The following is a 13428-nucleotide window of genomic DNA, read 5'->3' as shown; positions in this document are numbered from 1 at the left end:
TGAAGTTCAGCTTATTTTTCGGTTATTACACAAATTTCTTACAAACCCAAGCTTTGCACATCGTCAGACGTTTGCCCCAGCAATGGCAGGACTGTTCTGAAGGCCTGCGGATCGCCGCTGGTCCAGAACCGCGCCGGCCGGCTCGGCCCCTCGGCGAGCGCGCCGCGTTCGGCCAACAGCCGCTGGAGTTGCCGGGCCACGGCGGCGCCGGTGTCGATGAGGCTGATGTCCGCGGGGAGCAAGGTCGCGAGCATCGGCTTGAGGAACGGATAATGGGTGCAGCCGAGGATGATCGTATCGCAGCCGGCGGCCAGCAGTGGCTCGACGTAGCCGTGCAGCATCCGGCGCAGCGCGTCGCTGTGCAGGTCGCCGCCTTCGATCAGCTCCACCAGGCCCGGGCAGGGCTGGGTGATGACCTTCACGTCCGTGGCGAAGCGGTCGAGCAGTGCGGCGAACTTGGCGCTGGCCAGGGTGCCGGTGGTGGCCAGCACACCGACCACGCCGCTGCGGGTGGCGGCGGCGGCCGGCTTGACGGCGGGCTCCATGCCGACGATCGGCCAGTCGGGGAAGTCCCGCCGCAGGTCGGCCACGGCGGCCACGGTGGCGGTGTTGCAGGCGAGCACCAACGCCTTGGCGCCCTGCTCGCGGAAGAAGGCGGCCATCAGGGCGCAACGCTGACGGATGAATTCCGGGGTTTTCTCGCCGTAGGGAATGTGGCCGCAATCGGCGAAGTACAGGATCGATTCGCCGGGCAGCAGACGCTGGATCTCCGCCAGCACCGACAAGCCGCCGACGCCGGAGTCGAACACCGCGACCGGGGCCTCACGCATGCGGCGCACCGCACACGCTGCAGCCCGGATCGCGCTTGACCCGCAGCTCACGGAACCGCGAACCCAGCGCATCGATCAACAGCAGCCGCCCCACCAGCGGTTCGCCGAACCCCGCCAGCAGCTTCATGGCCTCCAGCGCCTGAAGGCTGCCGACCAGGCCCACCAGCGGCCCGACCACGCCGGCCTCGCTGCAGGTCAGTTCGGCTTCGCTGCCGTGCCCGTAGAGGCAGTGGTAGCAGGGGCTTTCGGCCCGGCGCGGGTCGAACACCGACAGCTGCCCTTCGAGGCGGATCGCCGCGCCGCTGACCAGCGGCTTGCGGGCCGCCACGCAAGCGGCGTTGACCGCCTCTCGGGTGGAGAAGTTGTCGGAGCAGTCGAGCACCAGATCCACCGCCGCCACCGCTGCGGCGAGGGAATCCTCGTCCAGGGCCTGGCGGTGCGGCACGAGGCGGATCTCGGGGTTGATCGCCCCCAGCCGCTTGAGCGCCGAGTCGACCTTGGTCATGCCGACGCTGTCGGTGTCGTGGATGATCTGGCGTTGCAGGTTGGTCAGGTCGACCGTGTCGAAGTCCGCCAGGTGCAGCTCGCCGACACCCGCCGCCGCCAGATACAGGGCCACCGGCGCGCCGAGCCCGCCGAGGCCGACGATCAATGCCCGGCTGTCCTTGAGCCGCAGCTGGCCGTCGATGTCGACGTGCTGCAGCAGGATCTGCCGGCTGTAGCGCAACAATTCCTGATCATTCAGCACGGCAGGCGCCCCAGGCTGATCCGTTGGTGGCCGCCCAGGTCGGTGCGGCTGTGGACGTCTTCGAAACCGCGGGTCAGCAGCAGGTCGCGCACGGCCTCGGCCTGATCATAGCCGTGCTCGAGCATCAGCCAGCCACCGGCCTCCAGATGCTGCGGCGCCTGGGCGACGATCAGGCGCAGGTCGTCGAGCCCGTCGGCGCCGGCCACCAGCGCGCTGGCCGGCTCGAAGCGCACATCGCCTTCGGCCAGGTGCGGGTCGGCGGCGCGGATGTACGGCGGGTTGCTGATGATCAGCCCGAAGCGCTGGCCTTGCAGCGAACTGAACCAATGGCTGCTCAGCACCTTGGCGTTGCTCAGGTTCAGGCGCTGGCGGTTGCGCTCGGCCAGGGCCACGGCCTCCGGCACGCGGTCCACGGCGGTGACCTGCCAGGCCGGGCGCTCGCTGGCCAGGGCCAGGGCGATGGCGCCGGTGCCGGTGCCGAGGTCGAGGACGCTGGCCGGGGTCGCCGGCAGCAATTCGAGGGCGGCCTCCACCAGCAGCTCGGTGTCCGGGCGCGGGATCAGGGTGTGCGGCGCCACTTCCAGGTCGAGTTTCCAGAACCCTTGCTGACCGAGGATGTAGGCCACCGGCTCGCCGCTGCGGCGGCGTTGCAGGTATTCGGTGAACACCAGCACCACCTCGCTCGGCACGATGCGCTCGGGCCAGGTGTGCAGGAAACTGCGCGGCTTGCCCAGGGCGGCGGCCAGCAGCAGCTCGGCGTCCAGGCGCGCAGTGGGCGAGTCGGGCAGTTCGGCGGCGCGCAGCAGGCTGGCGATGATGGTCATTTATTCACCTATCGCTGCGAGCTGGTCAGCCTGGTATTCGGCCAACAGCGGTTCGATCACCGCTTCGACGCCGCCGGCGAGGATCTCGTCGAGGGAATACAGGGTCAGGTTGACGCGGTGGTCGGTGACCCGGCCCTGGGCGAAGTTGTAGGTGCGGATGCGCTCGGAACGGTCGCCGGAGCCCACCAGCAGCTTGCGCTCGCTGGCGATGGCGCTGGCGGCGGCGGCGGTCTGCTGGTCGTTGAGCTTGGCCGACAGCCAGGCCATCGCCCGCGCGCGGTTCTTGTGCTGGGAGCGTTCTTCCTGGCATTCGACCACAATGCCGGTCGGCAAGTGGGTGATGCGGATCGCCGAGTCGGTCTTGTTCACGTGCTGACCGCCGGCCCCGGAGGAACGGTAGGTGTCCACGCGCAGATCCGCCGGGTTGATCTCGATCGCTTCCTGCTCGTCCGGCTCCGGCAGCACCGCCACGGTGCAGGCCGAGGTGTGGATGCGGCCCTGGGATTCGGTGGCCGGCACACGCTGCACACGGTGGGCGCCGGACTCGAACTTCAGCTTGCCGTAGACGTTGTCGCCTTCGACCCGGGCAATAACTTCTTTGTAGCCGCCGTGCTCGCCCTCGTTCTCCGAGAGGATCTCCACGCGCCAGCCGCGCTTCTCGGCATAGCGCGAGTACATGCGGAACAGGTCGCCGGAGAAGATCGCCGCTTCGTCGCCGCCGGTGCCGGCACGGATCTCCAGGAACACGTTGCGTCCGTCGTTCGGATCCTTGGGCAGCAGCATGCGCTGCAGGTCGGCCTCAAGAACCACCAGTCGCTCCTTGGCTTCGCGGACTTCTTCCACGGCCATTTCGCGCAGGTCCGGGTCGCTGTCCTTGAGCAGCGCCTGGGCGCCTTCGAGGTCGCCTTGCACGCTGAGCAGCTTCTTGTAGGCCTCGACGACCGGCTCGACTTCCGCGTATTCCTTCGAACAGGTGCGGAACTTGGCCTGATCGGAAATGACTTCGGCGTCGCCCAGCAGCGCCGTCAGTTCCTCGAAACGTTCCTGGAGAGTCTCCAGCTTATTGAGCAGTGACGCTTTCATTGCGGTTTTTTATCCGAAAAGCTATCCGGTGAGCCCTCAAGGGCAAAGAGTTCCTGGGCCATGGCCAGCGCATCGACGCGGCCTTCGGCAGAAAGCTTTTTCAACTGCACGCTCGGCGCGTGCAGGAGTTTGTTGGTCAGGCCCCGGGCCAGCTGGCCCAGCACGTCTTCGGCGTTGCCGCCGTTGGCCAGCGAGCGCAAGGCCTTCTGCAGCTCTTCGTCGCGCAGGCGCTCGCTCTGTTGACGATAGGCCTTGAGCACGTCGACCGCCGCCAGTTCGCGCAGGCGCGCCATGAAATCGTCGGCGCCGACCGAGACCATCTCCTCGGCGGCCTGGGCAGCGCCCTGGCGGCTCTTGAGGTTCTCGGCGACCACTTCGTGCAGGTCGTCGACGCTGTAGAGATAGACGTCGTCCAGCTCGCCCACTTCCGGCTCGATGTCCCGGGGCACGGCGATGTCGACCATGAAGATCGGCTTGTGCTTGCGCTGCTTCAGCGCGCTTTCCACCGCGCCCTTGCCCAGGATCGGCAACTGGCTGGCGGTGGAACTGATGACGATGTCGCTGCGCACCAGCTCCGCCGGGATGTCCGACAGCAGCACCGCGTGGGCGCCGAACTGCTCGGCCAGCAGGCTGGCGCGCTCCAGGGTGCGGTTGGCCACGACGATGCGCTTGACCCCCAGCTCGTGCAGGTGGCGGGCGACCAGGGTGATGGTCTCGCCGGCGCCGATCAGCAAGGCCTGGCTGCGCTGCAGGTCGCTGAAGATCTGCTTGGCCAGGCTGACGGCGGCAAAGGCCACGGACACCGGGTTCTCACCGATGGCGGTGTCGGTGCGCACCTGCTTGGCGGCATTGAACGTCGCCTGGAACAGGCGCCCCAGCAGCGGGCCGATGGTGCCGGCCTCGCGGGCCACGGCGTAGGCCGACTTCATCTGGCCCAGGATCTGCGGCTCGCCCAGCACCAGCGAATCGAGCCCGGAGGCGACGCGCATCATGTGACGAACGGCCGCATCGTCTTCGTGCACATAGGCGCTGGCGCGCAGCTCGTCGAAGCTCAATTGGTGGTATTCGGCCAACCAGCGCAGCACGATCTCCGCCGACAGGTGATCCTGTTCTATATAGAGTTCGCTGCGGTTGCAGGTGGAGAGGATCGCCGCTTCGCGGCTGTCGGTGAGCCGGCAGAGCTGCTGCAGGGCCTCGACCAGCTGCTCAGGGGTAAAGGCCACGCGCTCGCGGACGTCTACTGAAGCAGTCTTGTGGTTGATACCGAGTGCGAGGAAGGCCATTCAAGGTCGCTGATGGTGACGTGAAGCCGGCAATTGTCCTACTTCGAAAGATCCAGAACAACTACCGCCGACTATTGTCTCCATTGCCGGCCCCTATAATGGCCACAATCGAGACTCGGTTATGTTTGGCCGAAGGCTTGTGTCATGATGATCCGACCGCAGGTTAGTCGCCACTTCCCCCATATGAATAGATCTTCCGCGTTGTTCCTCGCTATTGCCTTCCTCAGCGGCTGCCAGTCCCTGGCCCCCGTTTCGACGGACGGCACCCCGCCGGTCGAAGACACGGCCCCGGCGCCCGAAAAGGCCAAGGTCTACAGCTCGTTCAGCGAGGAAACCGTCTTCAGCCTGTTGAGCGCCGAACTCGCCGGCCAGCGCAACCGGTTCGACATCGCCCTGGACAACTACGTGACCCAGGCCATCAACACCCAGGATCCGGGCGTCTCCGAGCGGGCGTTCCGCATCGCCGAGTACCTGGGCGCGGACCAGCCGGCCCTCGACACCGCCCTGATCTGGGCGAAGAACGCCCCGGACGACCTTGAGGCGCAGCGTGCCGCCGCCGTGCAGCTGGCGCGGGCCGGGCGCTATGACGACTCGATGGTCTACATGGAGAAAGTCCTGCAGGGCAAGGGCGACACCCATTTCGATTTCCTGGCGCTGTCGGCCGCCGACACCGACCAGGAAACCCGCAACGGCCTGATGAAAAGCTTCGACCGGCTGCTGCAGCGTCACCCGCACAACAACCAGCTGATCTTCGGCAAGGCCTTGCTGCTGCAGCAGGACGGCGACAACAAAGGCGCGCTGACCCTGCTGGAGGACAATCCGCCGGAGGACGGCGAAATCGCCCCGATCCTGCTGCGCGCGCGTCTGCTGCAAGGCATGAACCGCGGCGACGAGGCCCTGCCGCTGTTGCAGAAGAGCATCCGCAAATACCCGGACGACAAGCGCCTGCGCCTGACCTACGCGCGGATGCTGGTCGAGCAGGACCGGATGGACGACGCCAAGGCCGAGTTCTCCTCCCTCGTGCAGCAATACCCCGAAGACGACGAACTGCGCTATTCACTGGCGCTGGTGTGCCTGGAGGCCAAGGCCTGGGAAGAGGCCAAGGGCTACCTGGAAGACCTGATCGCCCGGGAAAGCCATGTCGATTCGGCGCACCTGAACCTGGGCCGCATCGCCGAGGAACGCAACGACCCGCAAGGCGCCCTGATCGAGTACGCCCAGGTCGGCCCGGGCAACGACTACCTGCCGGCGCAGCTGCGCCAGGCCGACATCCTGATGAACAACGGCAAGACCGCCGAAGCCCTGAGCAAACTGGCCGTCCAGCGCGACGAACAGCCGGACTACGCGATCCAGCTGTACCTGATCGAGGCCGAGACCCTGTCCGCCAACAACCAGGGCGACAAGGCCTGGAAAACCCTGCAGCAAGCCCTGCAGCAGTATCCGGACGACCTCAATCTGCTTTACACCCGCGCCATGCAGGCGGAAAAGCGCAATGACCTGGCGCAGATGGAAAAGGACCTGCGCCTGATCATCAAGCGCGACCCGGACAACGCCATGGCGCTCAACGCCCTGGGCTACACCCTGTCCGACCGCACCACCCGCTACGCCGAAGCCAAGACCCTGATCGAACAGGCGCACCAGCTCAACCCGGAAGACCCGGCGGTGCTCGACAGCCTCGGCTGGGTCAACTTCCGCCTGGGCAACCTCGACGAAGCCGAGCGCTACCTGCGCCAGGCGCTGGAGCGTTTCCCCGACCACGAAGTGGCCGCGCACCTGGGCGAGGTGCTGTGGACCAAGGGCAACCAGCGCGAAGCCAAGCAGATCTGGGGCAAGTTCCTCAAGGATCAGCCCGACAGCACCATCCTGCGCAGCACCATCAAGCGCCTGACCGGATCCGAGACCCTATAACCCATGTTTTTGCGCCACCTCATCGTTTTCAGCTTCATCGCCCTGCTCGCCGGTTGCGCAGGCTTCGGCGCCCGTGAATCGGTCGAAGGCCACGGCAACCCGGCCCAATGGCGCGAGCACAAGCAGCAACTGACCGGGCTCGACGGCTGGCAGATCGACGGCAAGATCGGCATCCGCGCGCCGAAGGACTCCGGCAGCGGCACGCTGTTCTGGCTGCAGCGCCAGGACTACTATGACATCCGCCTGTCCGGCCCGCTGGGCCGCGGCGCGGCGCGCCTGACCGGGCGGCCGGGCAAGGTTTCGCTGGAGGTCGCCAACCAGGGCCGCTACGACGCACAGTCGCCGGAAGCCCTGCTCGAAGAGCAACTGGGCTGGAAACTGCCGGTGTCGAACCTGGCTTGGTGGGTGCGCGGCCTGCCGGCGCCGGACAGCAAGAGCCGCCTGACCCTCGACGCCGACAGCCGCCTGGCCAGCCTGGATCAGGACGGCTGGCAGGTCGAGTACCTGAGCTATGCCGAACAGAACGGTTTCTGGCTGCCGGAGCGGATCAAGCTGCACGGCACCGATCTGGACGTGACCCTGGTCATCAAGACCTGGCAACCGCGCAAGCTGGGGCTGTGAACATGAGCGCACCTCGCCTGACCCTGCCGTCGCCGGCCAAGCTCAATCTGATGCTGCACATTCTCGGCCGCCGCGACGACGGCTACCACGAACTGCAGACGATCTTTCAGTTCCTCGACTACGGCGACGAGATCACCTTCGCCGTGCGCGACGACGGCGTGATCCGCCTGCACACCGAATTCGACGGCGTGCCCCACGACAGCAACCTGATCGTGCGCGCGGCGAAGAAACTCCAGGAGCAGTCCGGCTGCACGCTGGGCATCGACATCTGGATCGACAAGATCCTGCCGATGGGCGGCGGCATCGGCGGCGGCAGCTCGAACGCGGCCACCACCCTGCTGGGCCTCAACCATCTCTGGCAGTTGGGCTGGGACGAAGACCGCCTGGCCGGCCTCGGCCTGTCGCTGGGCGCCGACGTCCCGGTGTTCGTGCGCGGCCATGCCGCCTTCGCCGAAGGCGTGGGCGAAAAACTGACCCCGGTCGAACCCGCAGAACCCTGGTACGTCGTGCTGGTTCCGCAAGTCTCTGTAAGTACGGCAGAAATTTTTTCCGATCCGTTGTTGACACGTAACACACCGCCCATTAAAGTGCGCCCCGTTCCCGAGGGAAACAGTCGAAATGACTGCTTGCCGGTGGTTGCAAGGCGTTATCCAGAAGTACGTAACGCATTGAATTTGCTAGGTAATTTCACCGAAGCAAAACTCACCGGAACTGGAAGTTGTGTGTTTGGGGGCTTCCCAAGCAAAGCTGAAGCTGATAAAGTCTCGGCCCTTCTGACAGAGACCCTTACAGGGTTTGTAGCCAAAGGCAGCAACGTTTCGATGTTGCATCGCAAGCTACAGAGCCTGCTCTAACGGAACCAAGTGCACGGCACTTGCAGCAACAGATACAGGGGCGTCGCCAAGCGGTAAGGCAGCAGGTTTTGATCCTGCCATGCGTTGGTTCGAATCCAGCCGCCCCTGCCATTTTCCTATACTCATCCAGGTATACCCTCAGCCTTCAGGTACTGCGCGTGTCCAAGATGATGGTCTTTACGGGGAACGCTAACCCCGATCTGGCTCGGCGTGTCGTACGTCAGCTGCATATCCCTCTCGGTGACATTTCTGTCGGTAAGTTTTCCGACGGCGAAATCACTGCCGAGATCAATGAAAACGTTCGCGGTAAAGACGTCTTCATTATTCAGCCGACTTGCGCTCCGACCAACGATAACCTGATGGAACTGGTAGTGATGGCTGATGCCTTCCGCCGCTCCTCGGCTACTCGTATCACTGCTGTTATCCCTTACTTTGGTTATGCCCGTCAGGATCGCCGTCCGCGTTCCGCACGTGTGGCCATCAGCGCGAAAGTCGTCGCTGACATGCTCACCGTCGTCGGCATCGACCGTGTGCTCACGGTTGACCTGCACGCTGACCAGATCCAGGGTTTCTTCGATATTCCGGTAGATAACATCTACGGCTCCCCGGTTCTGGTGGATGACATCGAAGACCAGCGCTTCGAGAACCTGATGATCGTGTCCCCGGACATTGGCGGCGTCGTGCGTGCACGGGCCGTTGCCAAATCCTTGGGCGTGGATCTCGGGATCATCGACAAACGCCGTGAAAAAGCCAATCACTCCGAAGTGATGCACATCATCGGCGATGTCGAAGGTCGCACCTGCATCCTGGTCGATGACATGGTCGATACCGCCGGCACCCTGTGCCATGCGGCCAAGGCCCTGAAAGAGCACGGCGCAGCCAAGGTCTTCGCCTACTGCACACACCCTGTGCTGTCGGGCCGGGCCATCGAGAACATCGAGAATTCCGTGCTGGACGAGCTGGTGGTGACCAACACCATCCCGCTGTCCGCTGCAGCACAAGCCTGTGCGCGTATCCGTCAACTGGATATCGCACCGGTGGTTGCCGAAGCGGTTCGCCGCATCAGCAATGAAGAATCGATCAGCGCGATGTTCCGTTAAGGGCCCTGCCCTTCTCGAAATGTCCTGTTGACGAAAAGCGCCCCGCCCCGGCATTCCTGTCCGGGGCGGGGCTTTTTTGCCCATACCGTGTTTGGCGCTGGTCGCAAACGCCACTCGGTGATGGCTATTTTGGAGATATGAAATGACTGATTTCACCCTGAACGCACAAGCGCGTACTGACCTGGGGAAAGGTGCGAGCCGCCGCCTGCGTCACGCCGCCAACATCCCGGCCGTTGTCTACGGTGGCAACAAGGACGCTCAGTCCCTGACCATCCTGGCCAAGGAAATCACCAAGCTGTTCGAAAACGAAGCTGCCTTCAGCCACGTGATCGAGCTGAACGTCGACGGTACCAAGCAGAACGTCATCGTCAAGGCCCTGCAGCGTCACCCAGCCAAGCAGTTCATCATGCACGCTGACTTCGTGCGCGTTGTTGCCGGCCAGAAACTGACCGCCAAAGTACCGGTTCACTTCATCAACGAAGAAGCCGCAGTCAAGAAAGGCGGCGAGATCTCCCACGTCGTGGCTGAAATCGAAGTTTCGTGCGAAGCCAAAGACCTGCCTGAGTTCATCGAAGTTGACCTGGCCAAGGCCGAAGTCGGCACCATCATCCACCTGTCCGACATCAAGGCCATCAAAGGCGTTGAGTTCGTGGCACTGGCTCATGGCAACGACCTGGCTGTCGCCAACGTTCACGCTCCACGTGTTGCTCCAGAAGCTGCAGAAGGCGCAGCAGAGTAATTTCACTCTGCTTGCCGGAGCGGGCGGAACATCGCGGACTTAAGCGTAGCGAGAAAGCGGGCGAGAACGCGGAGTTTACATCCCAGGTAAATGCGCATCTTTCGTCCGTTTTCGCCGCATGCACGAGCTGCGGCGATGACATCCACCACTCCATAGAAGGGCCCCTATCGTGACTGCCATCAAACTGATCGTCGGCCTGGGTAATCCAGGCGCCGAATACGAACAGACCCGGCATAACGCAGGGGCCCTTTTTGTTGAGCGCATCGCCCACGCACAAGGCGTCAGCCTCGTGGCCGACCGCAAGTATTTCGGCCTGACCGCACGCTATTCGCATCAAGGTCAGGACGTTCGTCTGCTGATTCCCACCACCTACATGAACCGCAGCGGCCAGGCCGTGGCGGCACTCGCCGGTTTCTTCCGCATCAAGCCCGAAGAGATCCTGGTGGCACACGACGAACTCGACCTGCCTCCGGGCGTCGCCAAGCTCAAGCAGGGCGGCGGCCATGGCGGTCACAACGGGTTGCGCGACATCATTGCGCAACTGGGCAATCAGAACACGTTCCATCGCCTGCGGCTCGGCATCGGCCACCCGGGCGTGGCCAGCATGGTGTCGAATTTCGTCCTGGGTCGTGCGCCGCGCGCCGAACAGGAAAAGCTCGACGCCAGCATCGACTTCGCCCTCGGCGTGCTGCCGGATATCCTCGCCGGAGAATGGAACCGCGCGATGAAAAACCTGCACAGCCAGAAGGCCTGACTCTTATCCGAGGGGAAACACCATGGGATTCAATTGCGGCATCGTCGGCCTGCCTAACGTCGGCAAGTCCACCCTGTTCAACGCCCTGACCAAGTCCGGGATCGCGGCCGAGAACTTCCCCTTCTGCACCATCGAGCCGAACAGCGGCATCGTGCCGATGCCGGATCCGCGCCTGAACGCGCTGGCGGAAATCGTCAATCCGAAGCGCATCCTGCCGACCACCATGGAATTCGTCGATATCGCAGGCCTGGTGGCCGGCGCATCGAAAGGTGAAGGCCTGGGCAACAAGTTCCTGGCCAACATCCGCGAGACCGACGCCATCGCCCACGTGGTGCGCTGCTTCGAAGACGAGAACGTGATCCACGTCTCCAACAGCGTCGATCCGAAACGCGACATCGAGATCATCGACCTGGAACTGATCTTCGCCGACCTCGACAGCTGCGAGAAGCAACTGCAGAAGGTCGCCCGCAACGCCAAGGGCGGTGACAAGGACGCCGTGGCGCAGAAAGCCCTGCTGGAACAGCTGATCCCGCACTTCACCGAAGGCAAGCCTGCGCGCAGCCTGATGAAGAACATGAGCGCCGAGGAAAAGGCGATCATCAAGGGCTTCCACCTGCTGACCACCAAACCGGTCATGTACATCGCCAACGTCGCTGAAGACGGCTTCGAGAACAACCCGCACCTGGACGTGGTCAAGGCCATCGCCGAAGAAGAAGGCGCCGTGGTGGTTCCGGTGTGCAACAAGATCGAGGCGGAAATCGCCGAGCTGGACGACGGCGAAGAGAAGGACATGTTCCTCGAGGCCCTGGGCCTGGAAGAGCCTGGCCTGAACCGCGTGATCCGCGCCGGCTACGAAATGCTGCACCTGCAGACCTACTTCACCGCCGGTGTCGAAGAAGTCCGCGCCTGGACCGTACGCGTGGGCGCCACCGCGCCGCAGGCCGCCGGCGTGATCCACACCGACTTCGAGAAAGGCTTCATCCGCGCCGAAGTCATCGCCTACAACGACTTCATCCAGTACAAGGGCGAAGCCGGCACCAAGGAAGCCGGCAAATGGCGCCTGGAAGGCAAGGACTACATCGTCAAAGACGGCGACGTGATGCACTTCCGCTTCAACGTGTAACACACAGCGCCCATGAAAAAGCCGCGTTCGATACGCGGCTTTTTTGTGCCTGTCACTCGCCAAGGAACCCTGTGGGAACTGGCTTGCCAGCGATGGCGGCAGGTCAGGCGACAGAGATGCCAGCAGTGCCGGCCCTATCGCTGGCAAGCCAGCTCCCACAGGATCGGTGGCGGCCGCCCACTCTGCCGACACCCGCGATTCCTGCTGGCCCGGAATCAGGCCTTCTTCGTGCGCGGCAGGAAGATCGCCAGCACCCCGAGCAACGGCAGGAACGAGCACAGCAGGTACACCTGCTCGATGCCGTAGAGGTCCGCCAGGTGCCCCAGCAGCGCCGCGCCGATCCCGCCGAAACCGAACATCAGCCCGAAGAACACCCCAGCGATCATCCCGACGTTGCCCGGCACCAGCTCCTGGGCGTACACCACGATCGCCGAGAACGCCGAGGCGAGGATGAAGCCGATCACCACGCTCAAGACGCTGGTCCAGAACAGGTCGACATGGGGCATCAGCAAGGTGAACGGCGCCACGCCGAGGATCGAGAACCAGATCACGGCCTTGCGCCCGATCTTGTCGCCGATGGGGCCGCCGAAGAACGTTCCCGCCGCCACCGCGCCGAGAAACAGGAACAGATGCAGCTGTGAGCTGGCCACCGACAGGTCGAACTTCTCGATCAGGTAGAAGGTGAAGTAACTGGTCAGGCTCGCCATGTAGAAATACTTGGAGAACACCAAAAGCCCGAGCACCACCAGCGCACCGGTCACCCTGCCCTTCGACAATCCGTGCGTCGCCGCCTGGCCGGCCTTGAGCTTGAACAGGTTCAGGTGATCGGCGTACCAGCGGCTGATGCGGTACAGCACGAACAGCGCAAACATGGCGAACAGCCCGAACCACGCCACGTTGCCTTGGCCAAAGGGAATGATGATCGCAGCCGCCAGCAACGGACCGAATGCCGAACCTGCGTTGCCGCCGACCTGAAAAGTGGACTGCGCCAATCCGAAGCGCCCGCCCGAGGCCAGCCGTGCGATACGAGAGGCTTCAGGGTGAAAGGTCGAAGAGCCGATGCCGATCAGCGCCGCCGCCAGCAGGATCAACGGGAAGCTGCCGACCATCGACATCATCACGATGCCGACCAGCGTGCACACGGAACCGGCCGGCAGCAGCCACGGTTTCGGATGGCGGTCGGTGTGGTAACCGACCCACGGCTGCAGCAGCGAGGCGGTCAACTGGAAGGTCAGGGTGATCAGGCCGACCTGAGTGAAGCTCAAGCCGTAGTTGGCCTTGAGCATCGGGTAGATCGACGGCAACACCGACTGGATCAGGTCATTGATCAAATGCGCCAGCGCCACGGCGCCGATGATGCGCATCACCAGTGGGCTGCTTTGGGGAGACGCCGGCGCCGAAGCGGCGGGCTGGACGTTGCTGATGGCCATGGGAATTTCCGGACAGCGGATGGGTGCACGCAGGCAGGTGCGCCAATGTGCCATTTTTCGGTGCGCAAGCGCCATCCCCTTAGCCAGCTAACGAACTAATCGTTCATCGCCGCAACGGTGATAGCTCAACG

At 64.0% G+C, this 13428-nt stretch carries 13 protein-coding genes and 1 tRNA gene; 8 read left to right on the top strand and 6 right to left on the bottom strand.

The window, feature by feature from the left end; genetic code table 11:
• Positions 1–38: 38 nt before the first annotated feature.
• The 5 genes from murI to hemA are packed head-to-tail and all read right to left on the bottom strand — an operon-like array spanning position 39 to position 4768.
• Positions 39–830, bottom strand: coding sequence for a glutamate racemase (murI, locus tag CAG31_RS20960; protein WP_085584721.1), 792 nt, complete (start codon positions 828–830; stop codon positions 39–41).
• Positions 823–1578, bottom strand: a complete 756-nt coding sequence (locus tag CAG31_RS20955; RefSeq protein WP_085584719.1) for a molybdopterin-synthase adenylyltransferase MoeB — start codon at positions 1576–1578, stop codon at positions 823–825. The genes murI and CAG31_RS20955 overlap by 8 nt, the downstream gene beginning before the upstream one ends.
• Positions 1572–2402, bottom strand: coding sequence for a peptide chain release factor N(5)-glutamine methyltransferase (prmC, locus tag CAG31_RS20950; RefSeq protein ID WP_085584717.1), 831 nt, complete (start codon positions 2400–2402; stop codon positions 1572–1574). Before prmC ends, CAG31_RS20955 begins: the two co-directional genes overlap by 7 nt.
• Entirely contained in the window at positions 2403–3485 is a 1083-nt protein-coding gene (gene prfA, locus CAG31_RS20945; RefSeq protein ID WP_085584715.1) for a peptide chain release factor 1, read from the bottom strand. It lies immediately after the preceding gene.
• On the bottom strand, positions 3482–4768 hold the full coding sequence (hemA, locus tag CAG31_RS20940; protein WP_085584713.1) for a glutamyl-tRNA reductase: 1287 nt from the start codon (positions 4766–4768) through the stop codon (positions 3482–3484). The genes prfA and hemA overlap by 4 nt, the downstream gene beginning before the upstream one ends.
• A gap of 183 nt (positions 4769–4951) precedes the next feature.
• Here hemA and CAG31_RS20935 point away from each other — a divergent pair, with 183 nt between their 5' ends.
• The 8 genes from CAG31_RS20935 (at position 4952) to ychF (ending at position 11867) form a co-directional block, all read left to right on the top strand.
• A complete protein-coding gene (locus tag CAG31_RS20935; protein ID WP_085584711.1) occupies positions 4952–6676 on the top strand; it encodes a tetratricopeptide repeat protein in 1725 nt (574 codons plus the stop codon).
• A 3-nt stretch (positions 6677–6679) separates the two neighbouring features.
• Positions 6680–7297 (top strand): lipoprotein insertase outer membrane protein LolB, encoded by a 618-nt coding sequence (gene lolB / locus CAG31_RS20930; RefSeq protein ID WP_085584709.1) that lies wholly within the window; start codon positions 6680–6682, stop codon positions 7295–7297.
• Between the two features lie 2 nt (positions 7298–7299).
• Entirely contained in the window at positions 7300–8151 is an 852-nt protein-coding gene (gene ispE / locus CAG31_RS20925) for a 4-(cytidine 5'-diphospho)-2-C-methyl-D-erythritol kinase (protein WP_085584707.1), read from the top strand.
• Between the two features lie 36 nt (positions 8152–8187).
• Positions 8188–8262 (top strand) — tRNA-Gln (locus tag CAG31_RS20920).
• Between the two features lie 47 nt (positions 8263–8309).
• Positions 8310–9251, top strand: coding sequence for a ribose-phosphate pyrophosphokinase (locus tag CAG31_RS20915; RefSeq protein WP_003171603.1), 942 nt, complete (start codon positions 8310–8312; stop codon positions 9249–9251).
• A gap of 142 nt (positions 9252–9393) precedes the next feature.
• The gene (locus tag CAG31_RS20910; protein WP_085584705.1) at positions 9394–9990 is read left to right on the top strand and encodes a 50S ribosomal protein L25/general stress protein Ctc; all 597 of its coding nucleotides are present in this window, start codon (positions 9394–9396) and stop codon (positions 9988–9990) included.
• Between the two features lie 169 nt (positions 9991–10159).
• Positions 10160–10744 (top strand): aminoacyl-tRNA hydrolase, encoded by a 585-nt coding sequence (pth, locus tag CAG31_RS20905; RefSeq protein WP_085584703.1) that lies wholly within the window; start codon positions 10160–10162, stop codon positions 10742–10744.
• 22 nt (positions 10745–10766) lie between these two features.
• Entirely contained in the window at positions 10767–11867 is a 1101-nt protein-coding gene (ychF, locus tag CAG31_RS20900; protein WP_085584701.1) for a redox-regulated ATPase YchF, read from the top strand.
• 215 nt (positions 11868–12082) lie between these two features.
• Here ychF and CAG31_RS20895 read toward each other — a convergent pair whose 3' ends face one another.
• Positions 12083–13297, bottom strand: a complete 1215-nt coding sequence (locus CAG31_RS20895; protein ID WP_085584699.1) for an MFS transporter — start codon at positions 13295–13297, stop codon at positions 12083–12085.
• Between the last annotated feature and the right edge of the window lie 131 nt (positions 13298–13428).

The organism is Pseudomonas sp. R25(2017), from assembly GCF_002112565.1.
Taxonomy (GTDB): Bacteria; Pseudomonadota; Gammaproteobacteria; order Pseudomonadales; family Pseudomonadaceae; genus Aquipseudomonas; species Aquipseudomonas ekonensis.
Note: the sequence above shows the minus strand (reverse complement) of the source record. Positions and strands in the feature narration are given on the sequence as shown.

Bases quoted from the DNA above. Each gene is read 5' to 3' on its own strand.
- CAG31_RS20910 (WP_085584705.1), top strand. From the start codon at position 9,394: ATGACTGATTTCACCCTGAACGCACAAGCGCGTACTGACCTGGGGAAA.
- prfA (WP_085584715.1), bottom strand. From the start codon at position 3,485: ATGAAAGCGTCACTGCTCAATAAGCTGGAGACTCTCCAGGAACGTTTC.
- ychF (WP_085584701.1), top strand. From the start codon at position 10,767: ATGGGATTCAATTGCGGCATCGTCGGCCTGCCTAACGTCGGCAAGTCC.
- hemA (WP_085584713.1), bottom strand. From the start codon at position 4,768: ATGGCCTTCCTCGCACTCGGTATCAACCACAAGACTGCTTCAGTAGAC.
- prmC (WP_085584717.1), bottom strand. From the start codon at position 2,402: ATGACCATCATCGCCAGCCTGCTGCGCGCCGCCGAACTGCCCGACTCG.
- murI (WP_085584721.1), bottom strand. From the start codon at position 830: ATGCGTGAGGCCCCGGTCGCGGTGTTCGACTCCGGCGTCGGCGGCTTG.
- ispE (WP_085584707.1), top strand. From the start codon at position 7,300: ATGAGCGCACCTCGCCTGACCCTGCCGTCGCCGGCCAAGCTCAATCTG.
- CAG31_RS20935 (WP_085584711.1), top strand. From the start codon at position 4,952: ATGAATAGATCTTCCGCGTTGTTCCTCGCTATTGCCTTCCTCAGCGGC.
- CAG31_RS20895 (WP_085584699.1), bottom strand. From the start codon at position 13,297: ATGGCCATCAGCAACGTCCAGCCCGCCGCTTCGGCGCCGGCGTCTCCC.
- lolB (WP_085584709.1), top strand. From the start codon at position 6,680: ATGTTTTTGCGCCACCTCATCGTTTTCAGCTTCATCGCCCTGCTCGCC.